We start from the raw sequence: 12,424 nt of genomic DNA, 5'->3' as shown, positions 1-12,424 counted from the left end.
GCTGTGCGGTTCGCGAGCAAGGACTGGGCGTCCCCCTCGCTCCTACATAGAAAAGCAGATCAGGCCGAAGCCGCGTTGTAGAACAGCTGGGAGTCGCGTTGTTCCACCAGCGCCTGCTCGATAGCGGCCTGGTGCACCTCGTCGGCATGCTCCTCGCGCTCCTCGGGCTTGATGCCCAGGCGCGCGAACAGCTGCATGTCCTTCTCGGCCTGCGGGTTCTTGGTGGTCAGCAGCTTCTCGCCGTAGAAGATCGAGTTGGCGCCGGCCATGAAGGCCAGGGCCTGCATCTGCTCGTTCATCTGCTCGCGGCCGGCGGACAGGCGCACGTGGGATTTCGGCATCAGGATGCGGGCGACGGCCAGGGTGCGGATGAAGTCGAACGGATCGACGTCTTTCTCCTCGGCCAGCGGAGTGCCCTTCACCTTGACCAGCATGTTGATCGGCACCGATTCCGGGTGCTCGGGCAGGTTGGCCAGCTGGATCAGCAGGCCGGCGCGGTCGTCCACCGACTCGCCCATGCCCAGGATGCCGCCGGAGCAGATCTTCATCCCCGCCTCGCGCACGTACGCCAGGGTCTGCAGGCGCTCGCCGTAGGTGCGGGTGGTGATGATGTTGCCGTAGAACTCCGGCGAGGTATCGAGGTTGTGGTTGTAGTAGTCCAGGCCCGCTTCGGCCAGTGCCTTGGTCTGCTCCTGGTCCAGGCGCCCCAGGGTCATGCAGGTTTCCAGGCCGAGCTTCTTCACGCCCTTCACCATTTCCAGCACGTAGGGCATGTCCTTGGCCGATGGGTGCTTCCACGCCGCGCCCATGCAGAAGCGGGTGGAACCGATGGCCTTGGCTTCGGCTGCTGCTTCCAGCACCTTCTGCACTTCCATCAGTTTTTCCTTGTCCAGGCCGGTGTTGTAGTGGCCGGACTGCGGGCAATATTTGCAGTCTTCCGGGCAGGCGCCGGTCTTGATCGACAGCAGGGTGGAAACCTGTACGCGGTTCGGGTCGAAGTGCGCGCGGTGCACGGTCTGCGCCTGGAACAGCAGGTCGTTGAACGGCTGTTCGAACAGGGCACGGACTTCGGCAAGGGTCCAGTCGTGGCGGGTTAGCTGGGCTGCAGTGGCACTCATGGGCATTTCCTTTCGACGCTGTCGGGGGCGCCTTTTTGTCTAGTGAGCCGGCAGCACGCCACCGGGATTCAGGCTAAAGGCATCATATTGGGAGCTGTGACGCTGTCAACCAGTAACGCGACACAGGTCTACAAGTGATCACTTATTGATCAATACAATTTTCATGCGCCGCGATTCGCTGAACCCGGCGCTCCAGACACGCTCCAATCCAGCAGGACATTCAGGAGTCACCCCCACGATGGGAACAGAAGGATTCTTCGACAGCCTCGGCCAGATGGTCGGCAAGGCCATCCGCTTCATCGTCGATCTGCTGTCGGGCGTGCTCGGCGGCCTGTGGCGCGCCATGGACGATTTCTTCCACGGCCTGGCGCGCGCCGTCGGAATCGACGTCTCGATCTTCAGCTTCGTCCTGCTCTTCCTCGGCCTGCTGCTGCTCTACAGTGGCATCCGCGCCTTCCTGCGGCGCTCGATATTCGGCGGGCTGATCAGGACGGTGCTGGGGCTGCTGGTCCTGAGCTGGCTGATCCACTGACAGCGGCCGCCCATGGAGGGGCGGAATGCGGTTCTCCCAATGGAATCCCATCCGGCAATGGCGCCCCCTCTGGTGGCGCCCACGCGTGCGATGCCTGTTGTGTGGCGCGATGACGGAACAGGCCGAGCTGCCACTGTGTGCGGGTTGCGACGATGACCTGCCCTGGCTCACCGGGCACTGCGCGATCTGTGCCCTGCCGCTGCCGGTCGTCGGCCTCGCCTGCGGGCAATGCCTGCGCCGCGCCCCCGCCTTCCAGCGCGTCGAAACGCCCCTGCGCTACGGCTTTCCGGTCGACGCCCTGATCACCCGCTTCAAGCACCAGGCCAACGCGCCCTTCGGCCGGCTGCTCGCGCAATTGCTGGCGCGCCACCTGAAACATGCCTTCGACGAGGGACTGCCGCGTCCGGATCGTCTCGTACCCGTGCCGCTGTCATGCCAACGCGAGCACCAGCGTGGCTTCAACCAGGCCGCCCTGCTGGCCGCCTGGCTGGCCGAACCCCTGGGTCTGCCTGTGGATAACCGCTTGCTGCGGCGCATCCGGGACACCCCCGCGCAGCAGGGCCTGGACGCCGCCGCGCGCAAACGCAACCTGCGCCACGCCTTCGCCCTGGCCGACGGCGCACGGGTCGAAGGCCTGCACCTGGCGCTGGTGGACGACGTGCTGACCACCGGGGCCACCGCCCAGTTCATCGCCCGCGCACTGCGCAAGGCTGGTGCCCGGCGGGTCGACGTCTACTGCCTGGCACGCACGCCGGCCCCGGAATAGACGACCGCTCGTCCACATTCCCGGCAATTTTCCCTTGCGTTTTGCCGGCTGGCGACGGAGCCTCGCCGCATACCAATAAGCACTCGCGAAACCATGACCACCCTCAGCCTGCTGACCCAGCACGTCACCCGCCGCCCGCAACGCATCGCCCTGCTCGCGCAGATCGCCCAGCTCGGTTCGATCACCCACGCCGCCAAGGCGGCCGGCATGAGCTACAAGACCGCCTGGGACGCCATCGACGAACTGAACAACCTGTCCGACCGCCCACTGGTGGAACGCAGTGTCGGCGGCAAGGGCGGCGGCGGCGCGCGCCTGACCGCCGACGGCGAACGCCTGCTGGCGCTCTACCAGCGCCTGGAAGCCCTGCGCGAACACATCGTCGAACACGTCGAGCACCGGGCCGACCTGGAGCTGATCGGCCGCCTGATGATGCGCACCAGCGCACGCAACCAGTTGCACGGACATATCTGCGCCATCGAGCACGCCGGGCTCAACGACCTGGTGTGCATCGAGCTGCCCGGCGGTTCGCGCATCCAGGCGCGGGTCACCCGCGAAAGCACCGAGAAGCTGGAGCTGCGCGACGGCCAGCCGGTGGTGGCGCTGATGAAGGCAGGCTGGCTGTATGTCGACCTGCCGCACATTCCCTGTCCGGAAGGGCTGAACGCACTGGAAGGGCACATCGACGACATCCGCGAGGCGGACGACGGCCCCAGTGAAGTGCGCATCCAGCTGCCCAGCGGGCAGATGCTCTGCGCCCTGACCGATCCGGAGCGCGTCGAAATCCTGCGCCTGAAGCCCGGTGCCCAGGTGCGCGCGCAGTTCTCCCCGGCTCAGGTGATCCTCGGCACGCCGCTGTAGTTTCCCTGCCATACATCAAGCCCCGCGACAGCGCGCCGCGCTCCAATGATCGCCAGAGACTCCCGCCCCTTCCGGGCGGGCCTTGCGGTTCAGCCACACTGGAGCCCCACCATGCGCCGCCTGCTCAGCCTGTTCGCCCTACCCCTGCTGCTGTCCCTGCCCCTGGCTGGCCACGCCGGCCCCGACGTGCTGCGCATAGGCGCCAGCCAGGCGCTGATGCCCACGCTGGAGCCGCTGGTGGACCGCTACCAGCTCGACACCCACAACAAGGTGCTGCTGATCAGCGGTGGCGACGAGCAGCTCGGTGAACAGGTGCGCCAGGGCACACCCTATGACCTGTTGCTCAGCGCGCAACCTGCGCCGCTCGACCACCTGCACCAGCAGGGCCACGGCGAGAAGCCCTACCCTGTCGGCTGCACCACGCAGCCCATGCAGGAACTGACCCTGGTGCGCGGCGAACGGCGCGCACTGGCCACGCACTTCCTCGACTACCTGAAACAGCACGACTGCAACGAACACTGAGGCAAATCGCCCACGGGGTTACACTAGGCGGCCTGCACACTGCCCGGATCGCTGCCATGTCCCATCCCTTCTCCGACCTCACGCCCGACCTGGTTCTGGATGCAGTGGAAAGCATCGGCTTCCTCAGTGACGCCCGCGTGCTGGCGCTCAACAGTTACGAGAACCGCGTCTACCAGGTGGGCATCGAAGACGGCGAACCGCTGATCGCCAAGTTCTACCGTCCGGGGCGCTGGACCAACGAGGCGATCCTCGAAGAACACGCCTACTCCGCCGAACTGGCCGAATGCGAGGTGCCGGTGGTGGCGCCGCTGGTCCACCAGGGCAAGACCCTGTTCGAACACGCGGGCTTCCGCTTCACCCTGTTCCCCCGTCGTGGCGGCCGCGCGCCGGAGCCGGGCAACCTCGACCAGCTCTATCGCCTGGGCCAACTGCTCGGCCGCCTGCACGCCGTGGGCGCCAACCGCCCCTTCGAGCACCGTGAAGCGCTCACGCCGGAGAACTTCGGCCATGAGTCCCTGGCGACCCTGCTGGAAGGCAATTTCATCCCCAGGAGCCTGCTGCCGGCCTACGAATCCGTGGCCCGCGACCTGCTGAAGAAAATCGACGAGCTTTACGCGCGCGTGAGCTACACGCCCATCCGCATGCATGGCGACTGCCACCCCGGCAACCTGCTGTGCCGCGACGAGACCTTCCACGTCGTGGACCTCGACGACTGCCGCATGGGCCCCGCCGTACAGGATCTGTGGATGATGCTCGCGGGCGAGCGCCAGGAGCGCCTCGGACAGCTCTCGGAACTGGTCGACGGCTACCAGGAATTCCACGACTTCGATCCGCGCGAGCTGCCGCTGATCGAAGGCCTGCGCGCCCTGCGCCTGATGCACTACAGCGCCTGGCTGGCGCGCCGCTGGGACGACCCGGCGTTCCCGCCGAGCTTCCCCTGGTTCGGTAGCGAGCGTTACTGGGGCGACCAGGTGCTGGTACTGCGCGAGCAACTGGCGGCGCTGGATGAGGAGCCGTTGCGGTTGTTCTGAGCCTAGGCCGGCGTTCATTGCCGGCCTGCTGACCGGATCGCGGACGGAGTCAGCTCCTGCACCGCAGCGGGCATACGACCGTTCGCGGCTCCCCAACCCCTGCCGGAGCGAGCTTGCTCGCGAACCGCATGACACCGGAGCGACCGGGAAACCCGTTCGCGAGCAAGCTCGCTCCTACGAAGAGCTCGCCCCCGTAAAGCCAACGTTACGCACATTCACTGCTCCCCAGTCGTCGGTCACCTCCCCGACACAGACAAGCCCCTGCGCGCACCCTAGAATTAGCCAGCCACTCATTAGCTGCCTAACCAAGGATGTTCCATGGCTACCGCCAATCCCCGCCGGGGCTATGCCCTGGGCCTGACTGCCTATGTCATCTGGGGGCTCTTCCCGATCTACTTCAAACTGCTCGAACGTATCCCCGCGCTGGAAATCATCACCCATCGCGCCATCTGGTCCGCGGTGTTCGGCGCCCTGCTCCTGCTGGTGTGGAAGCATCCCGGCTGGTGGCGCGAGCTGCGCGAGAATCCCAAGCGCATCGCCGTGCTCACCGCCAGCGGCCTGTTGATCGCCAGCAACTGGCTGGTCTACGTCTGGGCGGTGAACAACGGCCACATGATCGAGGCGAGCCTGGGTTACTACATCAACCCGCTGATCAACGTCCTGCTGGGTCTGGTGATCCTGCGCGAGCGCCTGCGCCCGCTGCAGTGGGTCGCCGTGGGCCTCGCCGCATTGGGCGTGGCGCAGCAACTGTGGCAACTGGGCAGCGTGCCCTGGGTATCGCTGGCGCTGGCGCTGACCTTCGGCTTCTACGGGCTGATCCGCAAGCAGGCACCGGTGGCCGCACTGCCGGGGCTGGTGGTGGAAACCTGGATCCTGCTGCCGCTGGCGATCGGTTACCTCGTGCTGTTTGCCAACGGACCGAGCGTGCATGCGGACTTCTGGACTACCCAGGATGCCCTCTGGCTGGCCGCTGCAGGCCCGATCACCCTGGTGCCGCTGGTCTGCTTCAATGCCGCCGCCCGCCACCTGCCTTACGCCACCCTGGGCTTCCTGCAATACCTGGCGCCGACCCTGGTGCTGCTGCAGGCCATCTTCCTGTTCGGTGAGCACCTGGACAGCACCCGCCTGGTGTCCTTCGGCTGCATCTGGCTGGCGCTGGTGGTGTACAGCATGGACATCTGGTATCGCCTGTCCCGCGGCAACTGATCAATCCTTGACCACCCCACTGAAAGCCCCGCCTTTCGGGGCTTTCAGCAAGCCACCACCAGACTATCCACAGCACCATCCCGCACAAACGGGGATAAGCGCCTCGCACGTGCCCTTATCCCCAACCCCGATGCCTCAACGCTGATCCCTCGATTCGCGGGCGGGCCCTTCGATCACTTTTCGCTCAATCCTCGCAAAACCACGGTACTCCTGGCATACCGACGGATTCCCAGTGTTTTTCCACAGGCTAATCCCCGTCTACTGTGAATCTTCCGGGGAGTGCTGGCCGGATCTTGGACAACTCTTCACAAGCCGCGCAGACAAAGGCTTACAGCCATCAGCCCACGGCCTTTCCACAGACTCATCCAGAGGTTTTGTGCACAGCGACGGGGCGGCGCGTCCTGCGCACCTGCTCCCATGGCGGGGACAGAAGAACCGCTCAGAAAACGAGCAACGCCAGCAAAGCCTCGTCACCAGTGGCGTGCAGCGGGTTATCAACAGAAAGCTCACGGACCGATCCACGCGATCTGTGCACAGCGGCGAGACCAACAGTGGATAAGCGCTGATGGGCGAGTCTCAATGAAAATGGGCCCTCCATGAATCCAGTCACAGAGAGCCCACAGACTTACCCACAAGGAGACGATGGAAGGGCGGCGAATCAATCCCCGCTGTGGAAATTCATTTCCACCATCAGGTCGTCCGCCAGCTCCTCCAGACGCGTCTGCAGGGTTTCCAGCGGCAAGGTCAGCGGCACCGCCAGAAGGGCCTCGGCATGGAACAGCGGTTCGCTGCTCATCGGCGCCGGCAGGACTTCGGTGGTCAGGCGCTCCAGGTTGACGCCATGTTCGGTGAGCAGACGCGTGATATCGCGGACAATGCCTGGACGATCGTTGCCAACCAGGTCTAGGTGGATCGGCTTCCAGTTGCACGCCGGCTCAATACCGCTTTCCGCCAGCAGCACGCGAATGCCGAAGGCCGACAGGCCTTGCAGGCCCTCGACCAGTTCGTCGTAGCCCTCGGCGGGAACCGCCACCCGCAGGATGCCGGCGAACTGCCCGGCCATGCGTGACATGCGGCTTTCCAGCCAGTTGCCGCCATGGGCGGCGATGCACTGGGCGATGCGCTCCACCAGGCCGGGCTGGTCCGGGGCGATGACCGTGAGAACGAGGTGATCCATGGTGCAGCCTCCGTCAGGCGGAAAGATCCAGCCAGTAGGTGTAGAACTTCTCGTCGCGCTGGTAGCCCAGGCGCTCGTAGAGCGACTGGCCGGCGCGGTTGGTCTTGGCGGTTTCCAGCATCAGGCCGCAGGCGCCCGTGGCCTCGGCATGGGCGCGGCCGGCGTTCATCAGTGCCTCGCCATAACCGTCGCGGCGGGCAGCCGGCATCACGTAGAGGTCGCTGACCAGCCAGGCCGGCTGCAGCGTCAGTGAGGCGAAGAAGGGATAGAGCTGGACGAAGCCCACGGCCACGCCGTCAATGCTGCGCGCGATGAACACGGTGGACTGGCCCTGCTCGATGCGCGCCTGGAGAAAGCTACGGATCGCCGCATGGGGCGCGGGCACCTCGTAGAAGTCGAGGTAGCCGGAGAACAGCGGCACCAGGTCGTCGAGATCGGCGGGGGTGGCAAGTGTCACGGACATGCGGGATTCTCCAGGACGGAGAAAGCAGTATAGGCAGGGCGTGCGACGCTGGCTGCGACGGGGTGCCACAGGTACCGGATCAAGTCATTCGTATACAGTTTAAAGATTTATATGGAACAACCCATAAGAACTTTGCGAACATATTAAGCGCTACGTGACTGAGATGCGTACTTTGGTCTAACCGCGACGCAAGCCCACTGATTTTTCCCATGGCATCATGTAGTATTCCGCGGCTCGGACTACAAGGCGATTTGCCTGTGTCCTGAGCTGGTCCTGAGCAGAGTGAGGCAAGCAATGACTGAACGCGTTCAAGTCGGTGGCCTGCAGGTCGCCAAAGTCCTGTTCGACTTCGTAAACAACGAAGCCATTCCCGGCACCGGCGTCGACGCCGGCAAGTTCTGGGCAGGTGTGGAAACCGTAATCAACGATCTGGCCCCCAAGAACAAAGCCCTGCTCGCCAAGCGCGACGACCTCCAGGCGAAGATCGACGGCTGGCACCAGGCCCGCGCCGGTCAAGCGCACGATGCGGTCGCCTACAAGGCCTTCCTGCAGGAAATCGGATACCTGCTGCCGGAAGCGGCTGACTTCCAGGCCAGCACCCAGAATGTCGACGAAGAAATCGCCCGCATGGCCGGCCCGCAGCTGGTGGTGCCGGTGATGAACGCGCGCTTCGCCCTGAACGCCTCGAACGCCCGTTGGGGTTCGCTGTACGACGCACTGTACGGCACCGACGCGATCAGCGAGGAGAACGGCGCCGAAAAGGGCAAGGGCTACAACAAGGTCCGTGGCGACAAGGTCATCGCCTTCGCCCGCGCCTTCCTCGATGAAGCCGCACCGCTGGAATCCGGCTCCCACATCGACGCCACCGCTTACACCGTGAAGAACGGCGCGCTGGCCGTCACCCTGAAGAACGGTAGCGACACCGGCCTGAAGAACGCCGAGCAGTTCCTCGGCTTCCAGGGCGACGCCGCCAAGCCGCAAGCTGTGCTGCTCAAGCACAACGGCCTGCACTTCGAAATCCAGATCGACCCCACCAGCCCGATCGGCCAGACCGACGCCGCTGGCGTGAAAGACGTGCTGATGGAGTCCGCGCTGACCACCATCATGGACTGCGAAGACTCGGTCGCTGCCGTCGACGCCGACGACAAGGTCGTGGTCTACCGCAACTGGCTGGGCCTGATGAAAGGCGACCTGGCCGAGTCCGTGACCAAGGGCGGCAACACCTTCACCCGCACCATGAACCCGGACCGCGTCTACACCAAGGCCGACGGCTCGGAGCTGACCCTGCATGGCCGCTCCCTGCTGTTCGTGCGTAACGTCGGCCACCTGATGACCAACCCGGCGATCCTCGACGCCCAGGGCAACGAAGTACCCGAAGGCATCCAGGACGGCCTGTTCACCGGCCTGATCGCGCTGCACAACCTCAAGGGCAACACCACCCGCAAGAACAGCCGCACCGGCTCGATGTACGTGGTGAAGCCGAAGATGCACGGCCCGGAAGAAGTGGCCTTCGCCGCCGAAATCTTCAGCCGCGTCGAAGACGTGCTGGGCATGCCGCGCAACACCATGAAGGTCGGCATCATGGACGAAGAGCGCCGCACCACCGTCAACCTGAAGTCCTGCATCAAGGCGGCCGCCGAACGCGTGGTGTTCATCAACACCGGCTTCCTCGACCGCACCGGTGACGAGATCCACACCTCCATGGAAGCCGGCGCCATGGTGCGCAAGGGCGCCATGAAGAACGAGAAGTGGATCGGCGCCTACGAGAACAACAACGTCGACGTCGGCCTGGCCACCGGCCTGCAGGGCAAGGCGCAGATCGGCAAGGGCATGTGGGCCATGCCGGACCTGATGGCCGCCATGCTCGAGCAGAAGATCGCTCACCCGCTGGCCGGCGCCAACACCGCCTGGGTTCCGTCGCCGACCGCCGCCACCCTGCACGCGCTGCACTACCACAAGGTCGACGTGTACGCCCGCCAGGCCGAACTGGCCAAGCGCGTACCGGCCTCGGTGGACGACATCCTGACCATTCCGCTGGCGCAGAACACCAACTGGAGCGCGGAAGAGATCAAGAACGAGCTGGACAACAACGCCCAGGGCATCCTCGGCTACGTGGTTCGCTGGATCGACCAGGGCGTCGGCTGCTCCAAGGTGCCGGACATCAACGACGTGGGCCTGATGGAAGACCGCGCCACCCTGCGCATCTCCAGCCAGCTGCTGGCCAACTGGCTGCGCCACGGCGTGGTCACCCAGGAGCAGGTGCTGGAAAGCCTCAAGCGCATGGCTTCGGTGGTGGACCGTCAGAACGCCAACGACCCGCTGTACCGCCCGATGGCGCCGAACTTCGATGACAACGTGGCCTTCCAGGCCGCGCTGGAACTGGTCATCGAGGGCACCAAGCAGCCCAACGGCTACACCGAGCCGGTCCTGCACCGCCGCCGCCGCGAGTTCAAGGCCAAGAACGGTCTGTAAGAACTTCGCGCTGCGATGAAAGAACCGCCCTTCGGGGCGGTTTTTTTATGGCCTCTGAAAACGAGGGGACCATCGCGGACGGAGTCCGCTCCTACGTCGAGTGCAAAAACGCACCGTAGGAGCAACTGTCTGCGCATTCGTAGGGCGTACAACCGTTCGCGGTTGTACGCCGATACACCAGGATCGTCAGTTGGTGCATTGGTCGAGTTCGAAGCGCCAGCCGGTTGCAGTCCGGGCAGCCGTAAGCCAAGGTCAAACGGCGTATAACTTCGAACGTTATACGCCCTACGTCCCGATCAGGCTCCCGTAGGAGCGGACCTTGTCCGCGAATCCTTCAGCGTGCACCGATTTCGCGGAGAAGCTCCGCTCCTACAAGAGCCCAAAAGAGAACCAAAGGCACGGATTCGTCTCCATCGCGAGTCTTCTTCTCGTAGGAGCTAACTTCGTCCGCGATGCCCGTCGCCGCACCAGATCCCCATACGTAACGCCTGTGCACAATTTTTGTGTACAAAATCCCCATTCATGCCCCAATCACACATCAGAAAACCTGACCTTTAAGTCAATGATAAATCTGGAGAAATCTTTTCCTGATCGATCGGACAGGCACAAAGCCCGCACCAAATCAGGGCTCCTGCCAGGTCAACCATCGAGACCGGAAAGGCATCGGGAAGCGCCCGGCGCGGACTGGCACGGATTTGGCTTTTGCATACAAACCCAAAAAGCCGTGCATACAAAATCCGAGTAGCCCATGAATTCCAGTCCCACTCATCTGTCCGGCGTTTCCTCCATCCAACCTGTCGACAGCGCGGCGTCCAGCAACGATACCGCGCCAACCCTGAGCCCGCGTCTGTACAGCGCCGACCTCGCCCCGACCAAGGCCCAGGGCCGCAGCTGGGGGCGCTACAGCCTGTTCGCGCTGTGGACCAACGACGTGCACAACATCGCCAACTACTCCTTCGCCATCGGGCTCTTCGCCCTCGGCATGAGTGGTGCGCAGATCCTCGCCGCCTTCGCCCTCGGCGCGCTGGTGATCTACGGGCTGATGAACCTGTCCGGCTACATGGGCCAGAAGACCGGCCTGCCCTATCCGGTGATGTGCCGGATCAGCTTCGGCATCCATGGCGCCCAGGTTCCGGCGCTGATCCGCGCGGTAATCGCCATCGCCTGGTTCGGCATCCAGACCTACCTCGCCTCGGTGGTCCTGCGCGTGCTGCTCACCGCCATCGCTCCCGACCTCAAGTCCTACGACCAGAACTCGATCCTCGGCCTCTCCACCCTGGGCTGGATCACCTTCCTCGGCATCTGGTGCGTGCAACTGGCGATCTTCGCCTACGGCATGGAGATGGTGCGGCGCTACGAGTCCTTCGCCGGCCCGATCATCCTCATCGCCTTCGCCACCCTGGCGGGCTGGATGTACTGGCGCAGCGGCCTGTCGATCTCCTGGTCCAGCGGCAACGCGCCGGCCGGATCGACGATGTGGCTGAAAGTGTTCGGCGCCGCCGCGCTCTGGGTGTCGCTGTACGGCACCATGATCCTCAACTTCTGCGACTTCACCCGTAACTGCCCGGACCGCCGCACCATCAGCGTGGGCAACTTCTGGGGCCTGCCGGTGAACATGCTGGGCTTCGCGCTGATCGCCGTGGTGCTGGCCGGCGCGCAATTCAGCATCGACGGCAAGCTGGTGCAGGGGCCGACCGAGATCGTCGCCGCCATCCCCAACACCGCGGGCCTGGTGCTGGCCTGCCTGGCATTCCTGATCGTCACCGTGGCGGTGAACATCATGGCCAACTTCGTCGCCCCGGCCTACGTGCTCACCAACCTCGCGCCGAACCTGCTGAACTTCCGCCGCGCCGGCCTGCTCAGCGCCACCATCGCGGTGCTGATCCTGCCCTGGCACCTGTACAACAGCCCGGCGGTGATCGTGTATTTCCTCGGCGGCCTGGGTGCCCTGCTCGGCCCGCTGTACGGCATCATCGTCACCGACTACTACCTGGTGCGCCGTGGCCGGGTGAACCTGCCGGAGCTCTACAGCGAAAGCCGCGAGGCCGCCTACCATTACCGTGGCGGCGTGAACCTGCGCGCCGTGGCGGCCTTCATCCCGGCGGCGCTGATCGCCATCGTGCTGGCGCTGGTGCCGGCCTTCGACGCGCTGTCGCAGTTCTCCTGGTTCTTCGGCGCCGGCCTGGGGGCGCTGATCCACTACGCCCTGGCCGACCGCAAGCGCAGCTATGCGGAGGTTTCCGGTGAGCCCATCGCGGTGGATGCGGCGCACCACTGAT

The 12,424-nt window shown here is 64.7% G+C and carries 11 protein-coding genes; 8 read left to right on the top strand and 3 right to left on the bottom strand.

All coding sequences use genetic code 11. The features are described from left to right. Positions 1-59: 59 nt before the first annotated feature. Positions 60-1,118 carry a biotin synthase BioB gene (bioB, locus tag ACAW63_RS07370; RefSeq protein WP_371232750.1) on the bottom strand — a complete coding sequence of 353 codons (1,059 nt, stop codon included), beginning with the start codon at positions 1,116-1,118 and terminating at the stop codon, positions 60-62. Positions 1,119-1,356: 238 nt separating this feature from the next. Here bioB and ACAW63_RS07365 point away from each other — a divergent pair, with 238 nt between their 5' ends. The 6 genes from ACAW63_RS07365 to rarD all read left to right on the top strand — a co-directional run bounded on the left by ACAW63_RS07365 (position 1,357) and on the right by rarD (position 6,033). After that, positions 1,357-1,650 carry a hypothetical protein gene (locus tag ACAW63_RS07365; RefSeq protein ID WP_371232748.1) on the top strand — a complete coding sequence of 98 codons (294 nt, stop codon included), beginning with the start codon at positions 1,357-1,359 and terminating at the stop codon, positions 1,648-1,650. Positions 1,651-1,759: 109 nt separating this feature from the next. Next, positions 1,760-2,416 (top strand): ComF family protein, encoded by a 657-nt coding sequence (locus ACAW63_RS07360; protein WP_371232746.1) that lies wholly within the window; start codon positions 1,760-1,762, stop codon positions 2,414-2,416. 93 nt (positions 2,417-2,509) lie between these two features. After that, positions 2,510-3,274, top strand: coding sequence for a TOBE domain-containing protein (locus tag ACAW63_RS07355; RefSeq protein WP_371232744.1), 765 nt, complete (start codon positions 2,510-2,512; stop codon positions 3,272-3,274). A gap of 111 nt (positions 3,275-3,385) precedes the next feature. Further along, complete coding sequence (locus ACAW63_RS07350; protein ID WP_371232742.1) at positions 3,386-3,796, top strand: substrate-binding domain-containing protein; 411 nt, start codon at positions 3,386-3,388, stop codon at positions 3,794-3,796. A 56-nt stretch (positions 3,797-3,852) separates the two neighbouring features. Further along, entirely contained in the window at positions 3,853-4,827 is a 975-nt protein-coding gene (locus ACAW63_RS07345; RefSeq protein ID WP_371232740.1) for a serine/threonine protein kinase, read from the top strand. A 318-nt stretch (positions 4,828-5,145) separates the two neighbouring features. After that, on the top strand, positions 5,146-6,033 hold the full coding sequence (gene rarD / locus ACAW63_RS07340; RefSeq protein WP_371232738.1) for an EamA family transporter RarD: 888 nt from the start codon (positions 5,146-5,148) through the stop codon (positions 6,031-6,033). Between the two features lie 658 nt (positions 6,034-6,691). Here the strand turns inward: rarD and ACAW63_RS07335 are convergent. Next, on the bottom strand, positions 6,692-7,210 hold the full coding sequence (locus tag ACAW63_RS07335; RefSeq protein ID WP_371232736.1) for a glycine cleavage system protein R: 519 nt from the start codon (positions 7,208-7,210) through the stop codon (positions 6,692-6,694). 13 nt (positions 7,211-7,223) lie between these two features. Beyond that, positions 7,224-7,673 (bottom strand): N-acetyltransferase family protein, encoded by a 450-nt coding sequence (locus ACAW63_RS07330; protein WP_371232734.1) that lies wholly within the window; start codon positions 7,671-7,673, stop codon positions 7,224-7,226. A gap of 294 nt (positions 7,674-7,967) precedes the next feature. Here ACAW63_RS07330 and ACAW63_RS07325 point away from each other — a divergent pair, with 294 nt between their 5' ends. Next, positions 7,968-10,145: a malate synthase G gene (locus ACAW63_RS07325; RefSeq protein ID WP_371232733.1), complete on the top strand. Its 2,178-nt coding sequence runs from the start codon at positions 7,968-7,970 to the stop codon at positions 10,143-10,145. 748 nt (positions 10,146-10,893) lie between these two features. Beyond that, positions 10,894-12,423 (top strand): NCS1 family nucleobase:cation symporter-1, encoded by a 1,530-nt coding sequence (locus ACAW63_RS07320; RefSeq protein WP_371232732.1) that lies wholly within the window; start codon positions 10,894-10,896, stop codon positions 12,421-12,423. Position 12,424 lies beyond the last annotated feature (1 nt).

Source organism: Pseudomonas sp. QE6 (genome assembly GCF_041379005.1).
Classification (GTDB): Bacteria; Pseudomonadota; Gammaproteobacteria; order Pseudomonadales; family Pseudomonadaceae; genus Pseudomonas.
Note: the sequence above shows the minus strand (reverse complement) of the source record. Positions and strands in the feature narration are given on the sequence as shown.